Annotated in this window: 22 protein-coding genes and 1 pseudogene; 21 read left to right on the forward strand and 2 right to left on the reverse strand. The window is 34.1% G+C overall.

Translation table 11 applies throughout. The features are described from left to right. Positions 1-3: 3 nt before the first annotated feature. From cylJ to EGX96_RS08965, 18 genes and pseudogenes are all read left to right on the forward strand, one after another. Positions 4-1,215 (forward strand): glycosyltransferase CylJ, encoded by a 1,212-nt coding sequence (gene cylJ / locus EGX96_RS08880; RefSeq protein ID WP_000033001.1) that lies wholly within the window; start codon positions 4-6, stop codon positions 1,213-1,215. After that, positions 1,184-1,759 carry a hypothetical protein gene (locus tag EGX96_RS08885; protein ID WP_001068960.1) on the forward strand — a complete coding sequence of 192 codons (576 nt, stop codon included), beginning with the start codon at positions 1,184-1,186 and terminating at the stop codon, positions 1,757-1,759. Before cylJ ends, EGX96_RS08885 begins: the two co-directional genes overlap by 32 nt. 342 nt (positions 1,760-2,101) lie before the next feature. Next, complete coding sequence (locus tag EGX96_RS08890) at positions 2,102-2,443, forward strand: hypothetical protein (RefSeq protein WP_001288730.1); 342 nt, start codon at positions 2,102-2,104, stop codon at positions 2,441-2,443. A gap of 33 nt (positions 2,444-2,476) precedes the next feature. Then, on the forward strand, positions 2,477-2,992 hold the full coding sequence (locus EGX96_RS08895; RefSeq protein WP_000145149.1) for a putative cross-wall-targeting lipoprotein signal domain-containing proteiin: 516 nt from the start codon (positions 2,477-2,479) through the stop codon (positions 2,990-2,992). A gap of 51 nt (positions 2,993-3,043) precedes the next feature. Beyond that, positions 3,044-5,701 (forward strand): S8 family serine peptidase, encoded by a 2,658-nt coding sequence (locus EGX96_RS08900; RefSeq protein WP_000165742.1) that lies wholly within the window; start codon positions 3,044-3,046, stop codon positions 5,699-5,701. Between the two features lie 45 nt (positions 5,702-5,746). After that, positions 5,747-8,974 carry a hypothetical protein gene (locus EGX96_RS08905; protein WP_001060263.1) on the forward strand — a complete coding sequence of 1,076 codons (3,228 nt, stop codon included), beginning with the start codon at positions 5,747-5,749 and terminating at the stop codon, positions 8,972-8,974. A gap of 183 nt (positions 8,975-9,157) precedes the next feature. Continuing rightward, positions 9,158-10,243: a peptidase M13 gene (locus EGX96_RS08910; protein ID WP_001865685.1), complete on the forward strand. Its 1,086-nt coding sequence runs from the start codon at positions 9,158-9,160 to the stop codon at positions 10,241-10,243. A 20-nt stretch (positions 10,244-10,263) separates the two neighbouring features. Continuing rightward, positions 10,264-11,082, forward strand: a complete 819-nt coding sequence (locus tag EGX96_RS08915; protein ID WP_001865683.1) for a M13 family metallopeptidase — start codon at positions 10,264-10,266, stop codon at positions 11,080-11,082. Beyond that, the gene (locus EGX96_RS11255) at positions 11,007-11,189 is read left to right on the forward strand and encodes a M13-type metalloendopeptidase (RefSeq protein WP_071659942.1); all 183 of its coding nucleotides are present in this window, start codon (positions 11,007-11,009) and stop codon (positions 11,187-11,189) included. Before EGX96_RS08915 ends, EGX96_RS11255 begins: the two co-directional genes overlap by 76 nt. A 31-nt stretch (positions 11,190-11,220) precedes the next feature. Then, positions 11,221-12,252 carry an alpha/beta fold hydrolase gene (locus tag EGX96_RS08925; RefSeq protein WP_000790436.1) on the forward strand — a complete coding sequence of 344 codons (1,032 nt, stop codon included), beginning with the start codon at positions 11,221-11,223 and terminating at the stop codon, positions 12,250-12,252. A gap of 34 nt (positions 12,253-12,286) precedes the next feature. Further along, the gene (locus EGX96_RS08930; protein WP_001033940.1) at positions 12,287-13,306 is read left to right on the forward strand and encodes an alpha/beta fold hydrolase; all 1,020 of its coding nucleotides are present in this window, start codon (positions 12,287-12,289) and stop codon (positions 13,304-13,306) included. A 34-nt stretch (positions 13,307-13,340) separates the two neighbouring features. Continuing rightward, the gene (locus tag EGX96_RS08935; protein ID WP_001033956.1) at positions 13,341-14,402 is read left to right on the forward strand and encodes an alpha/beta fold hydrolase; all 1,062 of its coding nucleotides are present in this window, start codon (positions 13,341-13,343) and stop codon (positions 14,400-14,402) included. 123 nt (positions 14,403-14,525) lie between these two features. Next, positions 14,526-15,755: an ABC transporter permease gene (locus EGX96_RS08940; protein WP_001055321.1), complete on the forward strand. Its 1,230-nt coding sequence runs from the start codon at positions 14,526-14,528 to the stop codon at positions 15,753-15,755. Between the two features lie 9 nt (positions 15,756-15,764). Continuing rightward, positions 15,765-16,208 (forward strand): annotated as a pseudogene (locus EGX96_RS08945) (hypothetical protein). A gap of 84 nt (positions 16,209-16,292) precedes the next feature. Then, positions 16,293-16,559: a hypothetical protein gene (locus EGX96_RS08950; RefSeq protein ID WP_001865676.1), complete on the forward strand. Its 267-nt coding sequence runs from the start codon at positions 16,293-16,295 to the stop codon at positions 16,557-16,559. 100 nt (positions 16,560-16,659) lie between these two features. Beyond that, on the forward strand, positions 16,660-16,788 hold the full coding sequence (locus tag EGX96_RS08955; protein ID WP_000962057.1) for a hypothetical protein: 129 nt from the start codon (positions 16,660-16,662) through the stop codon (positions 16,786-16,788). An 8-nt stretch (positions 16,789-16,796) separates the two neighbouring features. Continuing rightward, positions 16,797-17,117: a hypothetical protein gene (locus EGX96_RS08960; protein WP_001865677.1), complete on the forward strand. Its 321-nt coding sequence runs from the start codon at positions 16,797-16,799 to the stop codon at positions 17,115-17,117. 96 nt (positions 17,118-17,213) lie between these two features. Next, complete coding sequence (locus EGX96_RS08965; RefSeq protein WP_000891267.1) at positions 17,214-17,885, forward strand: ATP-binding cassette domain-containing protein; 672 nt, start codon at positions 17,214-17,216, stop codon at positions 17,883-17,885. Between the two features lie 56 nt (positions 17,886-17,941). Here the strand turns inward: EGX96_RS08965 and EGX96_RS08970 are convergent, their stop codons facing one another. Further along, entirely contained in the window at positions 17,942-19,387 is a 1,446-nt protein-coding gene (locus EGX96_RS08970) for an FAD/NAD(P)-binding protein (protein ID WP_000750930.1), read from the reverse strand. Between the two features lie 260 nt (positions 19,388-19,647). Here EGX96_RS08970 and EGX96_RS08975 point away from each other — a divergent pair, with 260 nt between their 5' ends. Continuing rightward, positions 19,648-20,433 (forward strand): DNA/RNA non-specific endonuclease, encoded by a 786-nt coding sequence (locus tag EGX96_RS08975; protein WP_000825431.1) that lies wholly within the window; start codon positions 19,648-19,650, stop codon positions 20,431-20,433. Between the two features lie 77 nt (positions 20,434-20,510). Here EGX96_RS08975 and EGX96_RS08980 read toward each other — a convergent pair whose 3' ends face one another. Next, a complete protein-coding gene (locus tag EGX96_RS08980; RefSeq protein ID WP_000478529.1) occupies positions 20,511-21,149 on the reverse strand; it encodes a VTT domain-containing protein in 639 nt (212 codons plus the stop codon). Positions 21,150-21,365: 216 nt separating this feature from the next. Between EGX96_RS08980 and EGX96_RS08985 the strand changes: the two genes are divergently transcribed. Both EGX96_RS08985 and EGX96_RS08990 read left to right on the forward strand, forming a co-directional pair. After that, a complete protein-coding gene (locus EGX96_RS08985) occupies positions 21,366-22,022 on the forward strand; it encodes an ABC transporter ATP-binding protein (protein ID WP_000121094.1) in 657 nt (218 codons plus the stop codon). After that, on the forward strand, positions 22,019-22,792 hold the full coding sequence (locus tag EGX96_RS08990; protein ID WP_000011926.1) for an ABC transporter permease: 774 nt from the start codon (positions 22,019-22,021) through the stop codon (positions 22,790-22,792). Before EGX96_RS08985 ends, EGX96_RS08990 begins: the two co-directional genes overlap by 4 nt. Positions 22,793-22,950: the final 158 nt, after the last annotated feature.

Below are 22,950 nucleotides of genomic sequence, written 5' to 3' on the forward strand. Positions count from 1 at the left end.
AAAATGAGTAAATTTTTATTTGCTCCTTTCATGATGAATTTAGGAGAGAGCCAAAGATTATCAAAACTGGCTAATTGTTTATATGAACAAGGACATGATATTCATATCCTTGGAGACAATTATTATCCATTTTTATTTAATAATGATGCTTATCGCTATCACCACTGTGTAGAAGATAAATCTGTTTATAATAGTAAGCGATATGATGCTTTCTTTTCTCTTTCAACAGACTTTAATTTTTTATCAGAAGAAGAAATTGAACGCATCTGTTCTATTGAAAGAGACTTGTTACGCCAAGAAAAATTTGATGCTGTATTGACAGGTTACCGTCTATCTATTGTTACAAGTTGTCGTTTAGAAAGCATACCATTAATTTGGATTATTTCAGGGGCAACGCATATCAGTGAAATTGTTGAAAACTCAGAAGGAATATTGCCTAATGGGAAGATAAGTAAAGCTAGTAAGCCTCAAACAAAGGATTTTATCAAAAGAGTAATCACTACTTATTCAACAAATGTTAAAACGTGGAATAACTATATTAAAAAATATGGTGGCAAACCTTTTAATAATGCTTTAGAATTATTTACTGGTGATCTAAACTTGGTAACAGATTACTCTTTGTTTTATGAATTTGATAAAGATTCGTCCTATAAAACGATAGGACCTATTTTGATAGATAATGTAGGTTTTTCAAAATGCAGCCAAATTAATCAAGACAATAAGACTGTACTGCTCAGCTTTGGTACTTCATTTAAACGAGATTGGGTGGAATCTTTTTTAAAGACATTACCAAGGCATTATCATTATTTACTGACAAGCTGTGGTGAGGCTATAAACATTCCAGGAAGTTATATTGAGATAGTTGATTTTATTGATTTTAAAACCATAGATAAAGAGATTTATTTCGCTATTATACACGGTGGGCAAGGAACAGTTTATGCGATGGCTGCACAAGGTATTCCCTTTATAGGTATCCCTTTCTTTAACGAACAATTTTGGAATATTAAGAAGTTCAGTAAAGAAAAGTGCGCTTATTTGGTAAAGAAACCTGATGTAAGAGAGATACGTAAAGCAATTAGCTGTCTTGAAAGAGACTATGATATCTATAAAAGTTATATGATAAGACTAAGCCAAGGAATTAAAGAAGAAGCAGAGGCATCTTTACAAAAAGCGGAGGCAGAAATTGAATCCTTTATCAGAAAAAGACAAAGTTAACTATATTATGATTTATAAAAATAGGCAGTCTACATTGGAGAATAATTTATCTGGCGATCGGTTGATGAGATATCAACAAGCAAATAGACAGGTAAGCAAAGATAAACTGTTAACAGGGAGTTATTTTGTGTACCAATGCTTAAAAAAGTTAGGTTTTACCAATAAGATTTGTCAGGAATCTTTTTCTAGTGTTAGTAGTTATTTAATTGGTTTGCCAAAGGGGAAAATTAGTTACTCTAATTCTGGTGACTATCATATTCTAACCTATGCTCCCAGTGGTTCAACTGGGGTTGATATTGAGAAATACAAAGATAGATCAGAACAAACCTACCAAAACTACCTAGGAGAATCAGTTAGTAGTGATATGGATTCTAAATTATTATTTTATAAGGCATGGTTACAAAAAGAAATTTCCTATAAATGTGGGAAATCTATAGATATTACCTATCAAACAATGATAGATGGCTATATTTATGGTTATGCTTTTGATAATACTTTTAAAGTAGAAGCGGTTTACTTAAAAGAATTATTACCAGATAACTAACTCGCAACATGTTGTTCCTACATATGCATCTATAAAAAGCACTTTGAAGTATTTCAAGGGCTTTTTATAATACCTTGGGTAGTCTTTAACAATTATGGTTAGAGTTGATATGATAAACTGATCATTTCCACATTTTATGAGAAAATCAGAAAATAGAGGTGTTTTTTTGTGATAATAATTAGAAATAATAAAAACTGAAATATTTTCTAATGTAAAAAAAGATAAAAGAACTTATTGCTGAAAACGATTTTAACTTAACATTTGCCATTGACAAGTACTTAGAGGAGTGCTAAAATTTCGTTAGCTGGTTAACAAACCGGTTAAGTAATGTGAGGTTCTTTTATGAGTGAATTCCTTTCAGCCAAACCTATTGGTCATAATGATTCATCTAATACTATTTTAAGAATTATAGAGAATACGAAATATATTCATCACTATGATGGAAAAGTTGTTGTCGAAATTCCTCCTCAAAAAGAGCCTATCAAAGTCTTTTTTATGGATTCACGTCTTCATTATTTAGAATTTTCAGACATATGTCGGTATGTAACTGTTGTTTTGAAAAATAGTACCGTTGATAATATAACCAATTTAGGGCTAGATAATCATATTGTTTATGACAATGGTGATGATATGGTTGATCCGTTTCCGAGTATTCAGCATGGATTATTTCTTAATGATGATTAAAGATGTAGACAAAAATTTAGAAACGAGGAAGCCATGACATTTTATAAAAAGACGGACAAATTTGGATTTAGGAAAAGTAAAGTGTGCCGCAGCCTATGCGGTGCTTTATTGGGTACAGTAGCAGTTGTTAGTCTAGCTACAGCAAGTACAGAGATTCACGCTGATGAAGCAACAACCTCACCTACCACTGTAACGAAAGTACCTCAGCCAGTTCAAGCAGACACAACAGCTCTAAATACCTCTAAGACTCACAGTACACAAGCAACTACAACTCCTGTTGAAGCTAAGGAGAATAAGGTTGTCAAAAGTGAAACTGTTCAATCTGAGAGCCGAGTAATGCCTAGAGATAAGGTAGTAGAAAGGCCAGAAACAGTAAAAGCTAGTGTTAACTCAGACGTTAGCCAACCTATTACAACCACACCCCCAACAATTAATGAAAAAACAGTTGAGATTCCTAACTTAGCTCAAGATACTAAGAAGGTAGCTCCAAAAGTAACTGTTACACCAGAAGTTGTTAATCAGCCAAAGCAGTTGCCTAAATACGAGTAAGAAAACTCAGAGAAAGGCAATAAGAGTACAGAAGCAACTAAGGCAGTTACTGTGACTAAACCACAGGGGGCGGTTGCTGAGAAAGCTACTCCGGCTGTGCCAAAGCCTCAAAAAGTAAGAGTAATTGTTGAATTTAATAAGGAATCTATCTTAGATTATGCGACAGAACAGAAAAAAACAGTTGCACAGTTAAATCAAGCTGATGTTGAGAAAAAATTACAAAGCATCAAGCAAGAGCAAGATAAAGTTCTTAAGAATATTGAAAAAAGTGTTCACTTTGATTCAAGCAAAGTGAAGCGTTACGATGCTATTATTAATGGTGTCGCACTTGATATTCAAGCTCAAGAAATTGAAAAATTAAAAACGATTGCTGATGTTAGAAGGGTCTATGTCTCACAAGAATATGTTCAGACAAAACCTTTACTATCTTCCTCAGGGCAACTTATTGGTTTGCCAGAAGTTTGGAACAACTCCCAGTATAAAGGTGAGGGAACTGTTGTTGCAGTTATTGATTCAGGGGTTGATTTCAAACACCAAGCACTAAAAATCAAAGAACCAAATCGTGCTAAGTATAATAAAACTAGTATTGAAAAACTGATTCATGAAAAGAATCTCAAAGGAAAATTCTATTCCGAAAAAGTACCTTATGGTTATAACTATTATGACTATAATGATAACCTCAAGGATAGCTACGGTGTAATGCATGGTATGCATGTAACAGGTATCGTAGGAGCTAATGATGATAATCAAAAATTGTATGGTGTTGCACCAAATGCTCAAATTTTAGCGATGAAGGTATTTTCAGATGACCAACAAAATCCCACAACCTTCACAGATGTGTGGCTAAAAGCTCTAGACGATGCTATTTTACTAAAAGCTGATGTTGTTAATATGAGTCTTGGAACACCTGCTGGATTTGTACATGAGGGGAAAGACTATCCTGAACTTGAAGTTATTGCAAGAGCGTGTAAGGCAGGAATCGTCATTGCAGTAGCAGCAGGTAATGAAGGAAATATCACTGACGGTAATACTTATGGTGTTAAGCCGCTAGCAGAAAATTATGATACAGCCTTGATTGCCAACCCAGCCCTCGATGATAATACCTTGGCTGTTGCCTCTATGGAGAACCTTAAAAAGCATGCTCATGTTTTGAAATTTAAAGATAAAAAATCTGGAACAGAAGTTACAGAAGTCATTAATCTTCATGTTGCCCCAAACGCTTCAAAAACTATTATTGGATTGGCTGTAGATTTGGGAGCAGGAGCTCCTTCGGAATTGTCAAAACATTTTGATTTAAGTGGTAAAATCGCCATGCTTGAAATTCCAGAAGATAATAAATCTAATGGATTTTTAGAAAAAGTACAGGCGATTACTAAGTTAAATCCAGCTGCTATCTTGCTTTACAATAATGCGAAGGTTAAAGATGATTTAGGCAGTCAATTATTAGTTGAATCAGAAGCAGCTAAATTTAATATTGCTCGCATTACCAGAAGCACGTATAACAATATCAAAAATAATAGCAATAAAATTATTACTATTTTAACAGAGCGTCAAGCTATTGATAATAGTTTAGCAGGACAATTATCTTCTTATTCTTCTTGGGGACCTACACCAGACTTACGTCTAAAACCTGAGATTACAGCTCCAGGTGGTCATATTTTCTCAACTGTGGAGGATAATCAATATGCTGATAAATCAGGAACATCAATGGCTGCACCTCAGGTAGCTGGGGCAGCTGCAGTTTTAAAACAATACATTACAGATAAAAAAATTCCTGTTGATAATGCTGCTGATTTTATTAAATTACTCTTGATGAACACTGCACAGCCAATTATCAATAAACAATCAAAAGATGGCAAAACACCTTACTTTGTGCGCCAACAAGGTAGCGGAGCAATGAATCTTGCCAAAGCTCTTGTTACGACAGTCGTTGCAACTGTAACAGGGACTAACGATAATAATGCAGATGGTAAGTTGGAGTTACGTGAATTAAAAGAGAAAAAATTTAAAGCACGCATTCTACTTCGTAACTTTGGAAAAACTAATAAAACGTATATCATCTCATCAGAAGCGATTGCGGACCCAGTTGATGAAAAAGGATTTCGTACGCAAAATTCAGAACACCTAGTATCAAAAAAAGCTGATGCAGTTACAAGGAAAGTTACTGTAGAAGCAGGTAAGACATTAGCTGTTGACCTTGATGTGGATTATTCTGATGCAGAGGCTTTAACTCGCAATAATTTCTTGGAAGGTTATCTTAACTTAAAAGATACTGAAGGTGTAGCCGATTTACACTTACCATTTTTAGGTTTTTACGGTTCATGGACAGAGCAAAAAGCTATTGATGCTTTTGAAGGCATTTCTGAAATTGGTAACGGTGACAAAAAACGTCGCGTTCAATTCTATGTTAATAAAGAAACCAACAAGACCTCATCAACCTTTACAACTAACGGCATGTTGAGTCTTCCAATCTATAACAATACAGTATTTTTCTCTCCTAATAGTCCTTTCTATGACAAAGCAGGAGTTCGTATTGCAGCTTTGCGTAATATGGAGTATGTTCAATATTCTATTATAGATCCAGATACCAATAAAGAAGTTCGTGTACTTGGTAGATCACACGACGTTAGAAAACTTTATCGCCTAGATTATCGTAATAGTTTTGCCATGATGCCAGATTCTATTTGGGATGGTAAGATTAAAGATTAAATTGCAAAAGGGGATAAACAATACATTTATCAAATTAAAGTACAGTTGAATAATAAAGGTGTCGGTGGCGATGGTGTCCAAATTTATCAATACTATATCAAAATGGACAACAATAAACCTTACTTAAGTCCCAAAGATAAGACTACTGTAGAGAAGTTAGAAGATCGCTGGAAAAAAATTACTTTCAAAGTTCAGGATACTGGCATTGGTTTGAAAGACGTTTATCTTCAATCTGTTAAGTATGTTGGTGGTGGCAATAATAATTTAGACCTTATCACACCTCCAGGATTTAAAAAAGAAGATAAAAAAGTTGAAAAACCAAAATTAGACCGTCCACCAGGAATTGATTTACCAGCACCAACTTCAATGAGAAGTTTTGATTATTCAACCCCACCGGGAACTAAGCCAAGCAAACCCAAAGATAGTTTATCAACTCCTCCAGGTTTCCCAGATTTAAACACGCCGCCGGATGAAGCACCAAAGGATAGTAAAAAAGACGCTATTGAAGATAAATCAGGAGCAATTAAATATGCTAAGTCTCTTCAACTTAGCTTTGTTGATGACCCTATTTTAGCTAGCAAAGTAAATGGCAAAATATTACAAGTCGAATCTGATGGCAAATTAGTCATTCCTAGAAATGCTTTGTCAGCTAATCAATTTGATGACACTAGTCTTAAAATTCATCGTAATAATAATCGCAATAAAGAAATTACTATCACAACAGATTATTTTGCAGATACAAAATATGTCAATATCACAGCGGTTGACTATTTGAGCAATACTACTTTTGAGCAATTAGCTACTGGTGAAACAGTAGATTACCATGCCATTGTATTTTCAAGCTTTGCTGCTATTAAAGACAAGGGTGGTAAGATTTATGTTAACGATAAATTGCAAGAAACTTCTCGTATAGCGCTTAAAGATAAATCTGTTAAGATTGGTATTGAATTACCAAATGATGTCAGACATATTGATAGTTTATCTGTTCGTCGTTTGAATGAGGTTAAAACTGTTGATAATATCTTGAAAAATGATGAACAAGACATTAATCTCAGCAAAACTTACCAATTAAAATACAACCCGACAAATCGTCGTCTAGAGTTTACTATTAATAACATTAACTCAAGTTCAGAAATCATGACCACTTTCAAAGATGGAAAGATGCCAGAATTGGTTGAACAAAAAGATGTTTCTTTGGATATAAACGATATGGACATGAGTAAGTTTAAAACTATTCGACTTGGACGAAAGGATTCTGAATTTAAGGGACAACTTATTGCAAAAACTGGAACAGTTGAATTAGATATGTTTTTCAAACAATCTCAAGACCCAGCTTCAATTATTAAAAAAATATACCTTATCCAAAATGGTGTTCCAAATGAATTGAAAAAATTTGACTCTAGTTTTGGTTTAACTGAAAGTCAGATAGATGGATACTATATTTATAAAGATGCAATTAACCTTAAATTTAAATTAACCAGTGGTGCAAGTCTTAAAGTTGTTTATAAAGGGCAAGAAGATCCATATAGTCATCAGAAAGAAGATATGACTAAAAAAGGTGAACAGCTCAGTCATTCAACTCAAGCCAATGAAAATACAGCAAAAGTAACCTTTGCTAATATTGACTGGTCACATTATAGTAAGGTTACTGTGAATGGAAAAGAAGTTGTTAAAGGTAGTGAGTTACCTTTAACTAAAGGATGGACAACATTTGTATTACATAAAACAGAAAATTCATTAAATGTTAAAAGTTTGATTATGGAGACGGGTAGTGTAAGTAAGAAAGTTCAACAACTTCCTTTAAGTCCTAGATTATCTAAAAATAAGCATATGAGGGATATGCTACTTACTATGCAAAAAGATTCAGCGTATTACGAAACAAGTGACAGTCTAGTCCTTCGAATTAATCTCACTGCAGATACTAAACTTAATTTTAATGCTGTTAAAGGAGCGAGTGCTCTTACTGAAAATATGATGATGAGACAGTTTGCAGTTGCTGGACCACAAGATGATCCTGTTAGTGAACATAAATACCCATCAGTATTTCTCTTAACTCCTGCCTTATTGGAAACTGCTAGTGAGGCAACTCTAAATGGTAAGGAAATCACAGCATCTGGTATTATCGGTCACATCAAGGATGGTGATAAAAGCAAGCATGTTGAAGTCAAAATGGTGAATGAAAATGGAGACATGCTAGGAACCCCTGTTATTATTCAAGGTAAAGACTTGACTAATCGAACAAAACCATTAATGAGTGGACGTAGAGTACTTTATGCCGGTAAACAATATGAGTTCCGGGCTAAATTACCACTTAGTCGTTTTAACACTTGGATTAGGGTTGAAGTGGTAACAGAAGCAGGAGAGAAAGCAAGTATTGTTCGTCGCATGTTCTTTGACCAATCAGTTCCAGAGCTTAACACAGCAGTTGCTAAACGTGATTTGACTTCTGATACTGCTCTTATCCACATCGTTGCCAAAGATGACTCTCTAAAACTAAAATTATATCAAGATGATTCATTACTTGAATCTGTTGATAAAACCGGTCTTTATAGTTTTAGAAATGGTGTAGAAATCACTAAAGATATGACAGTACCACTAGAATTTGGAGATAATATTATTAAGTTATCTGCTGTTGACTTATCAAATTATCGTCGTAATGAGACCCTTCATATCTATAGAAACCGTTTTGATGTTAAAGCAAGCCAAATGACAGCTGACAAAGGAGCTAAAGTAACTGTGGATATGTTGATGAAGCACTTAGTTGTTCCAGAAATGGCAGGAGCTTATACATTAACAATCGACGAAGCTCCAAACACAAATGAATCAGGAATGTTAACAAACGCTAAAGTATCGATTCATTATGTAAATGGTGGTGTTGATAAAGTTGATGTTCCGATTAAAGTAGTTGACTTAGAAGCTATTCGTAAAGCTGAAGAAGCACGTAAAGCTGAAGAAGCACGTAAAGCTGAAGAGGGACATAAAACCCAAGAAGCACCTATAGTTGAAGAAGGCTACAAGGTTAATAACGTTCATCAAACTGATACTACAGTTAAAGCGTCTGATTTACCAAAGACTAAGACAGTTTCCGCAGTTCATATGGCTAGAACAGACAATAAACAGATAACTTCACATCAGACACATGTTGAAAAACAAATTAAAAATACATTGCCATCCACTGGTGACAGCAAACGTGGTTATTATATCACTGGAATGGCTATCGTTATGCTGAGTGTATTATTTAGTTTAGCTAAAAAGTTTAAAAGCAAATATTAATGATAAAATAAAATCTATTTAGCAACATTAATTGTGATGGATAAAAGGTTTTATCTCTTAAATCAAAAGTAGTAGCTCATTAGCTACTACTTTTTTGTATAAGTGTAAAAAAGTGAATTCTTAACAAGAATTTAACACCCTACTTGCTATACTAAAAGTGAATAAGAAAGAGAGGTGTCATTTATGCAAAGAAAATCCTATTTAAAATCCATGAGTGTTCTTACTTTAACAGCTTGTCTTATATCAGGATATGTGGTTAAAGATATTGCTATGTTACATGCAGTATCTGCCAGTGAGAAGAAAGCAAATAATGTCAGTCCGAGAGAAAATCTCTACAGGGCTGTCAATGATAATTGGCTAGCCAATACAAAACTCAAACAAGGGCAGACTAGTGTTAATAGTTTTTCAGAAATTGAGGATAAATTAAAGCAACTGTTAGTGTCTGATATGGCTAAAATGGCCTCAGGAAAGATTGAAACAACCAATGATGAACAGAAAAAAATGGTTGCATACTATAAACAAGGTATGGACTTTAAAACAAGAGATAAAAATGGTCTCAAACCTCTAAAACCAGTTTTACAAAAACTTGAAGCAGTCTCTTCAATGAAAGACTTTCAAAGTTTGGCCCATGATTTTGTGATGAGTGGTTTTGTTTTACCATTTGGTTTGACTGTGGAAACCAATGCTCGAGATAATAGCCAAAAGCAATTGGTGCTTCGTCAAGCACCCGCATTACTTGAATCACCTGACCAATATAAGAAGGGCAATAAAGAAGGTGAGGCTAAATTATCAGCTTACCGTACTTCAGCAATGGCTTTGCTTAAACAAGCTGGAAAAAGTAACATTGAAGATAGAAAACTAGTTAAACAAGCTATAGCATTTGATAGACTCTTATCAGAAAAAACGCAAGTTGATCAAAGTAAAATCACAGCTGAAAGTGAGACAGCTGCGGGGCGATATAACCCTGAAAGTATGGAAACGGTTCACAATTACGCCAAGGAATTTGACTTTAAAGAATTGATTGAAAAACTAGTTGGGCCAACGAATAAGGCAGTCAATGTAGAAGATAAAACTTATTTTAAACAGGTTAATGATGTTATAAATAGTAAACAATTAGCCAATATGAAAGCATGGATGATGATTTCTATGCTAGTTGATCAATCAGATTTTCTAGGAGAACAAAATCGTCAAGCAGCGAGTGCTTTTAAGAATGTTGCGTCTGGTTTGACTCAGATTGAATCGAAAGAAAAAATGCTTACACCCAATTAGAATATACTTTTGGCCATATTTTGGGTGATTATTATGGTAAGAAATATTTTGGTGAGGCAGCTAAAAAAGACGTCGAACATATGGCTAAGAAAATCATTAATGTCTATAAAACACGGTTAAAAAACAACACTTGGTTATCAGAAAATACAAAAGCAATGGCCATTAAGAAACTTGATAACATGAGATTAATGATTGGCTATCCAGAAGATTATCCTGATCTTTATCGTCAGTACCAATTTGATAGTAAAGCAAGCTTCTTTGAAAACAATGATAACTACAGAAAATTATCGAACAAGAAAACATTTGAAGAATTTAACCAGTCTAATCAACGTGAACATTGGCAAATGAGTGCCAATGCTGTAAATGCTTATAATGATCCTAATACCAATTCCATAGTCTTTCCAGCAGCGATTTTTCAATCACCACTCTACGATAAAACTAAAACAGTTAGTCAAAATTATGGAGCTATCGGAGCAATTATTGGTCATGAAATTTCACACTCATTTGATATTAATGGTATGAAATATGACGAGAAAGGGAATCTTCACGATTGGTGGACTAAAGAAGATTTAAAACATTATAAGAAAAAAACACAAGCTATGATTGACCAATGGGATGGCCTTAAAGCAGATGGCGGTAAAGTTGATGGTAAATTAACTTTAGCAGAAAATATTGCAGATAATGGTGGTGTTATGGCATCTCTAGAAGCTCTTAAGACTGAAAAAATCCAAACTATAAAGAATTTTTTGAATCATGGGCAAGTATTTGGCGTCAAAAAGCAACCAAAGAACAAAGTAAGTCCTCAATTCAGTCAGATGTTCATGCACCATATGAATTGAGAGCTAACATCCCAGTACGTAATTTCCAAGAATTTTATGATGCCTTTGGTGTTAAAAAAGGCGATTCAATGTATCTAAAACCAGAAAAACGTTTGACACTTTGGTAAAGCTATGTTTTCCAGACAATAAGGAGAATGCATGAAGAATATAACAAAGCTATCAACTGTTGCTTTAAGCCTACTACTTTGTACGGCGTGTGCTGCATCAAACACGTCTACATCTAAAACACAGTCTCATCATCCTAAACAAACTAAACTCACAGATAAGCAAAAAGAAGAACCCAAAAACAAAGAAGCTGCTGATCAAGAGATGCATCCCCAAGGCGCTGTTGATTTGACAAAATATAAGGCAAAACCGGTCAAAGATTATGGTAAAAAAATCGATGTTGGTGATGGCAAGAAAATGAACATTTATGAAACTGGTCAGGGAAAAATTCCAATTGTTTTTATTCCTGGTCAAGCTGAGATTTCGCCACGCTATGCTTATAAGAATTTAATTGAGCGGTTAAGTAAAAAATATAAAATTTATACAGTAGAACCATTAGGCTATGGTCTCAGTGATATTCCTACTAAACCACGTACGCTAGAAAACATTACAAAAGAAATTCACACAGGCCTAAATAAAATTGGAGTTAAAAATTTCTACCTTGCAGCTCACTCACTTGGCGGTATGTATTCTTTAAATTATGCTAAAAATTATCCAGAAGAAGTCAGAGGATTTATTGGTATGGATACCAGTACACCTTGGATGGAAGGGGAACAAAAAACAAAGTATGACCCTGAAAGTGCTAAATGGGCAATGAAATTACCAGATGTTGATGATAAGACTAACGAACAGTATCTGTCAATTGCGAAAAAAATTAACGGCAATAAGTCTCAACGAGATGAAGATGAGCGCTTAGGTGATAATCTTGGTAAATTGAAGAATGTAAAATTCCCTAAAGGGATGCCAACTAAGTATTTTCTTGCTGATCAATCTGTGGAGGGAATCAAGCTACGTCAAGCAGATTTTAAAGGTTTGAAAAATTGGGATCAGCAGCATATTGATTTATCTGAAGATCCAAAAGATGCTTCCGTTGAAATTCTTAAAGGTAGTCACAATATTTTCCAAACACAATATGAACATATGGCTAAAGCTATTGATGGATTTATCCAATCCCATCAAAAGTAATCGTTGAATGAAATACCTAAGTCAAGGAGAAAAAATGAATAAAATAACGAAATTATCAACCGTTGCCCTCGCTTTGATGCTTTGCGTTGGATGTTCTGCCAATAAAGATAATCAAAAAACTAAAACTGAGCAGCCTAAGCAAGAAAAGTCAATCGCTAAGCAAAAACAAGAGAGAGAAGCAGAAAAAGCTATGATTGCTAAAGGTGCTATTGACCTAACTAAATATAAAGCGAAACCAATTGAAGATTACGGACAAAAAATTGATGTCGGTGACGGTAAAAAAATGAACATATATACAATGGGTCAAGGGAAAATTCCGCTAGTAGTCTTCCCTGGTCAAGCTGAAATTTCACCACGTTATGCTTACAAAAACTTGCTTGATAGATTAGGGAAAAAATATAAAATTTATACGGTTGAACCGCTCGGTTATGGGCTTAGTGATATGACAGATAAGCCACGTACGATTGAAAATATTACCAAAGAGATTCATACAGCTCTTGAAAAAGTCGGTGTCAAAAATTTCTATCTTATGGCTCACTCGTTAGGTGGCATATACGGTCTAAATTATGCTAAGACATATTCTAACGATGTCAAAGGTTTCATTGGCATGGATACAAGCACACCAAATATGGAAGGTGATGGCACAACTGGAGAATCTTCAGCTTCAACCTTAAAATGGGCAGAATCCATTCCAGAAGTTGATAAGAAAACCAATGAACAATACTTATCAATCGGTGCTAAAAAATCAGGTAATAAAACAGAGCGCGATAAAGATAGGCGTGTTAGTGACAATCTTCATAAAATGGAAAAAGTTAAGTTCCCTAAAGGTATGCCAGCTAAGTATTTCTTAGCTAATGAGTCAGCAGAAGATATAAAAATGCGTAAAAAAATATTCCCTAAGCTTAAAAGCTGGGAACAACAACATATTGACTTATCTGAAGATCCAAAAGACGTTTCTGTTGAGACACTAGATGCTAGCCACTTGATTTATCATACGCAATATAAACATATGGCGAAGGCTATTGACGAGTGGATTCAATCGCATGAAAAATAATTATTCCCCCCAATTATTTTACTAAGGAGAAAAGATGAATAAAATAACGACATTATCAACCATCGCCCTGACTTTAATGCTTTGCGTTGGATGTTCTGCCAATAAAGATAATCAAAAAACTAAAACTGAGGATCCTAAGCAAGAAAACGTAACTGCAAATCCGAAGGAAGACAAGGCAACAGCAGCCAAGCGAATGAAGTTAACGAAAGAACTTGAAAAATATAATAAAGGCACAGAGAGCTTTATTAGTAACAAACAATATCAAAAATATATCAAAACACCTATCAAAGAATATGGTCAAAAGGTTGAAGTCAAAGGCAAGAAGATGAATGTCTATACTGTTGGAGAAGGTAAAGTACCAATTGTCTTTATTCCTGGTCAAGGGACGGTGACTGCCAAACATCAGTACCATAATTTGATTAGTAATTTAAGTAAAACTCATAAGGTTGTGGTAGTTGAGCCATTTGGTTCAGGTTTAAGTGATGTCATTGACCAACCACGAAATCTAGCTAATATTACCTCAGATATCCACGAAGCTTTACAAAAAGTTGGTATTACCGGAAAATATGTAATTGCCTCTCATTCAATTGGTGGTGTTTATGCCCTTAAATACATCAGTACTTATCCAAAGGAAGTGCTAGGATTAATAGGTTTAGATACATCAACGCCGGGTATGGAAGGTGGTAAGCAAGTTGATTTCGCTGCTCCAGTGTTAAAAGAATTACCTAAAATTCCTAAAGTATCCGACGATATTAATGCACAATTTTTTGCTATTGGACATAAGATACTTAATAATTCTAATATGAAAGAAGAAGCGAAGAATTCTTCTAATATGATTAACGAAAGTGCCAACTATAAGATTCCAAAGGGAATTCCTGCTATGTATTTATTAGCACGTGAAAGTGACTTAGGGCTTCAATTACGTAGTTTAGATATACCAATTAAAGGCAGTTGGCAAGAGCAACATAAGGAGTTATCAGAAGATCCAAAAGAAGTCTCTATTCATACACTAGACGGAACTCACCAAATTTATGATACTAACCTTAAAGAAGTAATTGATTATACTAACCAATTTATGAAAACATTTGAGAAATAATTGTTTTTAGAAACAGTGCTATAAAATCACTAATTGATAGATAACGTAGAAGTCGATAGAGAATATCTAACGACTTCTATCGTTATTCTAGAGATTATTAAGATAGAAAAAGGAGGGAAAATAGTGAACCTATGGACATTAAGTTTAGCTTATTTGAAACGTCAAAAAATGAAAACAGTAACCTTGTTCTTAGTTTTTCTAACTATAGGCACATGTTTAATCAGTCTGATGAGTATTCAGCATTCTTTGGAAAAAAATATCCTAACAAAACAAGGGAAAAGCATTTATTTAACCTCCAAAGAAAAGGCTTATTGGCCTGAACAAGCATACGAAGCTTTGAAAAAAGCAAAAATGGTTGAGTCAGTAGAGGCAAGTTTAAGCATTGATGTTGGTAGCCGTTTAAAATCTGTATCACCATATAACTCTTCTAAAGAAGAGAATCAAGTTACATTAGCAGGTTATCAAAGTACAGAAGATTTACGAGCTTTTCAGACAAAAGCATTGGTCTTAAAGAAAGGAAGCCATTTAGCGGCCGATAATACAAAACAAGTACTAGTTCCATTGAAGTTAGCACAAAAGAATCATTTAAGTGTGGGTAACAAATTGAGATTAGGCAAAGAAAATGTTACTATTGCAGGAATTTATGATGCGAATAGTGCTAAGTCTAAAAATACTTTTAATCCCAATATTGATAATACATTGATTGCTCAGGCAACATTGGTTAGGAAGATTAGTAAACAAAAAGGTTATCAGACGGTTGCAGTGCGCTTAAGTGATAAACGTTTAGTGGATACAGTTATCCAAAACATCAAACAATGGCCGCTTGATTTCGGGAAATTAGATGTTCAAACAGCTAAAGAGTTTTATGGAGATTCTTATCGTAATATCGAGACATTGCATCGTCTAGTGGGACGAATCATTCTTATTGTTAGTCTCGTGGCGATGGCAATATTAGTTGTCATGCTAACATTTTGGATTAATAACCGCATTAAAGAGACGGGAATTTTACTCGCTATCGGAAAAACTAAGTTTGAAATCATAGGTCATTATCTGATAGAAGTACTGTTAGTAGCAGGTGCTGCCTTCACACTATCTATTATTGGTGGTGTCTTTCTTGGAAAAACATTTGCAGCTGGCCTTTTATCACAAGTTAATGGTGGTGTGAGTTCACAAATTGTACAAAATAGTAGTCTAATTATTGATAGAATTGATAACCTCGCTGTTTCTGTTGGAGTAATGGATGTCTTTAGACTCTATGCTCAGGGTGCTTTAATTTGCTTATTTGCAGTTGTATTATCTAGTTATTCTATTCTTAAACTACAACCAAAGCAAATATTGTCACGAATGTCATAGGAGGTTAATATGAATTTATTTAAACGTTCCTTTTTATATGTTAGCCGTAAAAAGCGTAAGAGTATCACTTTATTCGTATGTTTATGGCTAGTTGCTTCTACATTAATTAGCGGTATTGCGGTAAAAAATGCTGGTCTTACTGCTAAGAAGACATTTTCAAGGCAAACTGGATCAATTTTGCATATTTCATCGGATAGTACTGACCTTGTTGGTGATGGTTACGGATCTGGAGAAATCCCTGAAAAAGCAATAGTTAACATAGCAAGTAATCCAAATGTTAAGCGCGTTAATAATAATTTGATGGCTTATGCTGGACTAACCTCGGAAAAAATGGTTACATGACCAAATGATAAAGAACAATATAAAGAACAAGTTTTACAAGTTCATGGTAATAGTTACTCCGATACAGATCCTAAATACACAGCGGGGATGATTTCTCTTAAGGGAGGGTGACATATCACGCCGAAAGATCAGCGAGTTATAATTGTTCATCAGGCTTTTGCGAAGACAAATCATCTTAAAGTTGGCGATAAGTTAATGTTTTCAAAAGACCCCGTTAGAAACAGTAAGGATAAAACATTAGTTGAAGCAACTATTGTTGGCATATATAAAGGTAAAACGGTACAAAAATCAAATTACCCTTATGAGATGCTAGAAAATACAGCCTTTTCAGATACGCAATTGATTAAGGATTTATACGGCTATTCTAAAGGTAAGGCCTTTTATCGCCAAACAACTGTATATCCTAAAAAGAATGCTGATATAGAAACTCTTAAAAGTTTTATCAAAAAACAATCCTATTGATTGGAATAAATACCAACTGACAATTACAGCAACCTTGCTAACAAGTTATGCAAAAAGTATAGATGTCTTGAATCAATTAATTACTTCTCTACAAGGCGGCATGTTAGTAGTATCTATTATCCTAGTGATGATGGCTCTGCTATTCTGGATTGGTGGTAGAACCCATGAGACAGGTATTTTATTAGCTATTGGTAAGTCTAAAGCAATTATCATTGTCAGTACGCAGTAGAAGTACTAATGATTGCTATTCCAGCCTTTGCTTTATCAGTACTTATCAGTCAATTTATTGGTCAAAAATTAGCAGACTCCTTAGTGTATCAGGCCTCTAGAACTGTCAGAGCAGACTTTATGAAAGGGTTTGGGAATATGCAGCTTGGGGCTGATAGTGATACAGATATGTTTATGCAAACGATTAAGACGTTAAATGTACAAGTGAAGCCTGAGGAAGTCTGGTTAGTAATTCTAGTTGGTTTAGCAATCGTCTTATTTGCTATTATTACTACTAGTTTAATTATTGCTCGCTACAAACCAAGGGGAATCTTATCAAAACTGTCCTAAAGTGCCATAAGTATACCGACCAATAGTGACATCTATATTAACGGTTAAAATGAATATGCTCTGCTATTGAATACATAGCTCAAGAAAGAGAAATCTATGCTCGAATTAAAAAATATTGCTTATCGTTATAAGGGGAACGACAATAAAACATTAGAAAATATCAATTATAGTTTTCAGTCAGGGGTATTTTATACTATATTAGGGAATTCTGGTTCAGGGAAAACAACCCTTCTATCCTTGATGGCAGGTCTTGATTCGCCTACTGAGGGACAAGTATTATTTAACAAAAAAGATATTAAAGAAGCAGGTTATGCTCAGCATCGCAAAAAGAATATAGCTTTGGTCTTTCAAAATTATAACCTTTTAGACTATCTAACCCCATTGGAAAATGTTCAGTTGGTAAAACCTACTGCAGATAAACAATTATTGTTGGATTTAGGTTTAAAAGAAGATATGTTAACGCGAAATATCTTGAGATTATCAGGAGGGCAACAACAACGTGTAGCTATTGCGAGAGCTTTGGTTGTAGGAACACCAGCTATTTTACTTGATGAACCTACGGGGAATTTAGATTTTGACATTGCGCGTGATATTACGATGCGTCTTAAAGATTTTGCGCATAAGGAAAAACGATGTGTTATTATGGTGACACATAGTAGAGAGATCGCTCATATGGCTGATACTGCTTTACAATTGATAGGAGATAACTTAAAAGAATTATCAAAAGAAAGTATAGCACAGTCTATATTACAACAAAGGAATTTATAATAAAAAAATACCTCCCTTTCTTAAATAATAAAAGAGGAGGTATTTTTTAGAAATGGTTATTTATTATCAGAAAAGGCTCGCTCTGCCATTTGTTGAATTTTAATTGTAGAGTTATTCTGATAAACGACACCATTAACCAGTGCACCATGCGCATATAAACCTGGCATTGGACCATATTTTGGAGACAAAACTTGTGCATTTTCAGTTAAAATAGTAATCCCTCCTTGATCGTCAATTTGACAAAATTCTTGATTGATGAGCGATTTTAGAAGTGGATTGGCTTTTGTCCAGTTTTTAGTGTTTAACTGGTAACCAGTAGCGTTAATGACGCGATCGACAGATATATGATTTTGTTTTTCTTTTTCTATTGAAAATCCTTCGTCATTTTTTGTAATTGTCTTGACGTTATTGATCAGAGAAAAAGTCCCTTTTTGTGCAGCTTTCAAAATTACTTTAGCAGATTCATCAGGCATAGGATTTCGCAAGTTAATAATCGCTTTTCCATAGAGTGCTTTATACTCTTTCTTATCTGATAATGACATGAGTGGCCAAAGGTCAGTTAACCAGACAGTGATTCGTGAAGCTAATTGTTGTAATAGATAGAGTTGCTTAGGGTATTTAAAGGCTAACTTGAGACCATCAATTCCTGGGGATAAAAAAGTTTCTGTTGTATTTTTCCAGTTTTTAAAGCCAAGATGCTCCAATTCGCCAGACATCAAATCATTAAAATCGGCAATAGTGAAGGTTTTTGAAGGATGTGATAGAAATGCTTTAAGGTTATCATTGGTAAAAAAGTGCCAAGTAAGTGGTAAATCATTAACAATACGGACGCTAGGGAAGTAGTTGGTTATTGAAAATGCTTTAACAGAAGATTGTGTATTGAGTAGCAACCATTTTATAACATCAATTGCAGCTAGACCAGTCCCGATGATAGCAACTGTTTTTCCCTTCCAATTTTCCTGAGCCAAGTATTTGATAGGATAAGGGTCTTTGATATAATCGGTCTTCCCTTCCAAATGATAAGGTTCTATAACAGGCAGAGCACCACAAGCTAAGTGTAATTCATCAAATGTGACAGGAAAAAGCTTATCTTGAATATAGACTTGCCATTGTTGCTCATCTGATAAATAGTTTAGTTTATCCACTCTTGTTTTAATAACCGTGACAGGGAGTTTATCTAAAAGTAACTTAGTTCTTTCTGAAAGGTATTGTCCGTAAAGTGTCCTTGATACATAGGTTAGATTTGTGTCATAGTAATTTTCTTCTAACCAATCCATGAAGTCAGACATATGGCGATAATCAAATGAAATATCGTTGATTGGGGAATTGATTAAAGCTGAGTCAACGTCTTCTTGAAAAGGAATTCCTCGTCCAAAGTGGACAGTATCATCAAAACAAAAAATAGCTAACTGTTTTAACTCTTTCTCTTTTTTACGAGAAAGTGCTAGTAGAACAGCTAAACCACTAACTCCCATACCTATAATACCAATTGTTTTTTTCACATAACAAGCCTCCTTACCACTATCATAGCATAAATTTTGATTTAAGTTAGGGGATGAACAAAGCTATTATTTGCAGATTTTCTAATTTAATGAGTAAATTAAATTTAAAGTAATATTAAATTAATATAAGATTAAATAAATGATTGACATGCTTAAATAATAGGCATATGATATGGTTGTGACAAAAGGAGAGCAATTAGCTAAAACGGATATCAATATGGTAGACGCTTGTTTAATGTAATTAGAAAGAGGTAAAGCTTATGAAAAGATTACATAAACTGTTTATAACCGTAATTGCTACATTAGGTATGTTGGGGGTAATGACCTTTGGTCTTCCAACGCAGCCGCAAAACGTAACGCCGATAGTACATGCTGATGTCAATTCATCTGTTGATACGAGCCAGGAATTTCAAAATAATTTAAAAAATGCTATTGGTAACCTACCATTTCAATATGTTAATGGTATTTATGAATTAAATAATAATCAGACAAATTTAAATGCTGATGTCAATGTTAAAGCGTATGTTCAAAATACAATTGACAATCAACAAAGACTATCAACTGCTAATGCAATGCTTGATAGAACCATTCGTCAATATCAAAATCGCAGAGATACCACTCTTCCCGATGCAAATTGGAAACCATTAGGTTGGCATCAAGTAGCTACTAATGACCATTATGGACATGCAGTCGACAAGGGGCATTTAATTGCCTATGCTTTAGCTGGAAATTTCAAAGGTTGGGATGCTTCCGTGTCAAATCCTCAAAATGTTGTCACACAAACAGCTCATTCCAACCAATCAAATCAAAAAATCAATCGTGGACAAAATTATTATGAAAGCTTAGTTCGTAAGGCGGTTGACCAAAACAAACGTGTTCGTTACCGTGTAACTCCATTGTACCGTAATGATACTGATTTAGTTCCATTTGCAATGCACCTAGAAGCTAAATCACAAGATGGCACATTAGAATTTAATGTTGCTATTCCAAACACACAAGCATCATACACTATGGATTATGCAACAGGAGAAATAACACTAAATTAATAAAAGAGCAACTAATTGCTCTTTTTTTGTTGTCATTCTTAGTGATTAATAGTGTTAAATAGAAATTTTTGGATACATTACTTAGTGTTCCGATATGATTTGACACCAGAAATAAGGACAGGAATTAAGGTAACAAATACAATTCCCAAGATAATAAGCGAGAAGTGCTGCTTCACAAAAGGAATATTACCAAAGAGAAAACCAGAACCTGTTGCAATAACTGACCAAGATAATGCTGCAATGAAGGCGCGTTTGATAAATACTTTTGGAGGGAGCTGACTAATACCTGCTACAAAAGGAACAAAGGTTCTGATAATAGGGATATAGCGCCCTAAAATGATGGCAGCAGTACCTTTTTTCTCAAAATAAAGCTCAGCATCTCGGATATTTTTTTCTTTAATGAAACGACGAAAGAAAGGATGTTTGATAAAACGGTAACCAAATGTACGACCAATCAAGAAGTTGCAACTATCACCAATAAATGCTGCAATAAAGAAAATAATAAGAAAAGTTACAATATTGAAGGACATTTTTGGATTTGCAGCAAGGGCTCCAGCAGCAAATAATAAACTATCACCTGGTAAAAATGGAAAGATGACAGCCCCAGTTTCAACGAAAATAACGAGGAAGAGCAATAGATAGGTCCAATTACCAACAGTGTTAGCCATAGCATAGATATGAGTATCAATATGTAAAATAAAATCGATTAAAAACATAGGAGTCTCCTTTATTGATCAACTAAAGTGCAGAGACTTGGATGATAACTATCTTGTTTATAAGGCCTCTTACAAAGCCTATTTTATCAGAAAATTTTTAATAAGAGGTAAAATAAGTTTACTTATTAATTTAGAATTATTCTAAAGAGCTTTTTTTTGATTTTTATGTTAGACTTAATTATAATGATTATAAATAAGAAATAAAGGAGCTTAACAATGTCCTATTTAACCTTTAAACACGTTGATTTTAAAACGGATGATAAGTTGGTTTTAAATGATATCAACTTTGCAATTGATGAAGGTGATTTTGTTTCTATTGTAGGGCCATCTGGAAGTGGTAAGAGTACTGTATTAAAATTAGCCAGTGGTTTAATGAGTCCTACTGCAGGTCATATTTTCTTTGATGGAAAAGATTTGAACCAATTAGAACCGATTGAAAGTCGAAAAATGATTTCTTACTGTTTTCAAACGCCACATTTATTTGGTAATACAGTGGAAGACAATATTAGTTTTCCTTACCACATTCGACACGAAAAAGTAGATTATAGACGCGTTGATGATTTATTTCAACGTTTTGAAATGGACCAGTCTTACCTGAAACAGGATGTCAAAAAACTATCAGGAGGAGAAAAGCAACGTATTGCTCTGATTAGGCAATTATTGTTTGAACCTAAAGTTTTACTCTTAGATGAAGTTACTTCGGCTTTAGACAATCATAATAAAGCTATTGTTGAAAAGGTTATTAAATCATTACATGACAAAGGAATAACGATTTTGTGGATTACGCATGATGAGGAACAGAGTCGTCGATTTGCCAATAAAGTCTTAAAAGTTGTCAATGGTAGTATTGAAGCAATGGAGGTTATAAAATGAGCGGTGCAAATTCTATTTCTTTAATGTCATTACTAATGGCATCGTCATTAGTTTTGATTACTTTATTTTTTTCTTACTGGCAAAAGTTAAACCTAGAAAAAGAAGTGATTATTAGCGCTATCCGAGCAGTGATTCAATTATTAGCAGTGGGTTTTTTGCTAGACTATATATTTGGTTATCAAAATCCTATTTTCACAGCTCTTTTAATGCTATTCATGATTATTAATGCTTCTTATAACGCAGCTAAGCGTGGTAAAGGGATTAATAAAGGGTTTGTTATTTCATTTATAGCTATTGGGTCAGGGACTATAATCACTTTATCTGTCTTGATTTTTTCAGGAATTTTAAAATTTGTTCCGAATCAAATGATTCCTGTAGGTGGTATGATTATTAGTAATTCTATGGTAGCAATCGGTTTGTGCTATAAACAATTATTGTCCGAATTTAGAAGTAAACAAGAGGAAGTGGAGACAAAATTAGCTTTAGGAGCAGATATTTTGCCAGCTTCGATTGATATTATTCGTGATGTTATCAAAACTGGTATGGTACCTACAATTGATTCAGCTAAAACACTTGGGATTGTATCTTTGCCAGGGATGATGACAGGGTTAATTCTTGCTGGAACTTCACCTATCCAAGCGGTTAAATACCAAATGATGGTGACGTTTATGCTATTAGCAACGACTTCGATAGCTTCTTTTGTAGCTACTTATTTGGCTTATAAAATTTTCTTTAATAATCGTAAGCAATTAGTAGTAACAAAAGATTGATTCATTTTAATAAACAGTATGTTAGTCTGGTAAGTATAGTCCAGGCTTTTTTGGTATCTTAATCTTATTTTTGATCGAAAATTGACCAAGTTATTGAGTCGATTACGTTTAAATGCTACTATTTAATAGAAATTGTTGTAGGGATTATCAAAAGGAGG

It is taken from the genome of Streptococcus sp. FDAARGOS_520, from assembly GCF_003812685.1.
GTDB lineage: Bacteria > Bacillota > Bacilli > Lactobacillales > Streptococcaceae > Streptococcus > Streptococcus agalactiae.

What these genes read in the sequence shown, in the direction of transcription:
- EGX96_RS08975 (WP_000825431.1), top strand. Translation starts at nt 19,648, where the DNA reads ATGAAAAGATTACATAAACTGTTTATAACCGTAATTGCTACATTAGGT.
- EGX96_RS08985 (WP_000121094.1), top strand. Translation starts at nt 21,366, where the DNA reads ATGTCCTATTTAACCTTTAAACACGTTGATTTTAAAACGGATGATAAG.
- EGX96_RS08925 (WP_000790436.1), top strand. Translation starts at nt 11,221, where the DNA reads ATGAAGAATATAACAAAGCTATCAACTGTTGCTTTAAGCCTACTACTT.
- EGX96_RS08950 (WP_001865676.1), top strand. Translation starts at nt 16,293, where the DNA reads ATGTTTTCAAAAGACCCCGTTAGAAACAGTAAGGATAAAACATTAGTT.
- EGX96_RS08890 (WP_001288730.1), top strand. Translation starts at nt 2,102, where the DNA reads ATGAGTGAATTCCTTTCAGCCAAACCTATTGGTCATAATGATTCATCT.
- EGX96_RS08960 (WP_001865677.1), top strand. Translation starts at nt 16,797, where the DNA reads ATGATTGCTATTCCAGCCTTTGCTTTATCAGTACTTATCAGTCAATTT.
- EGX96_RS08895 (WP_000145149.1), top strand. Translation starts at nt 2,477, where the DNA reads ATGACATTTTATAAAAAGACGGACAAATTTGGATTTAGGAAAAGTAAA.
- EGX96_RS08935 (WP_001033956.1), top strand. Translation starts at nt 13,341, where the DNA reads ATGAATAAAATAACGACATTATCAACCATCGCCCTGACTTTAATGCTT.
- EGX96_RS08910 (WP_001865685.1), top strand. Translation starts at nt 9,158, where the DNA reads ATGCAAAGAAAATCCTATTTAAAATCCATGAGTGTTCTTACTTTAACA.
- cylJ (WP_000033001.1), top strand. Translation starts at nt 4, where the DNA reads ATGAGTAAATTTTTATTTGCTCCTTTCATGATGAATTTAGGAGAGAGC.
- EGX96_RS08965 (WP_000891267.1), top strand. Translation starts at nt 17,214, where the DNA reads ATGCTCGAATTAAAAAATATTGCTTATCGTTATAAGGGGAACGACAAT.
- EGX96_RS08930 (WP_001033940.1), top strand. Translation starts at nt 12,287, where the DNA reads ATGAATAAAATAACGAAATTATCAACCGTTGCCCTCGCTTTGATGCTT.
- EGX96_RS08990 (WP_000011926.1), top strand. Translation starts at nt 22,019, where the DNA reads ATGAGCGGTGCAAATTCTATTTCTTTAATGTCATTACTAATGGCATCG.
- EGX96_RS08980 (WP_000478529.1), bottom strand. Translation starts at nt 21,149, where the DNA reads ATGTTTTTAATCGATTTTATTTTACATATTGATACTCATATCTATGCT.
- EGX96_RS08955 (WP_000962057.1), top strand. Translation starts at nt 16,660, where the DNA reads ATGTTAGTAGTATCTATTATCCTAGTGATGATGGCTCTGCTATTCTGG.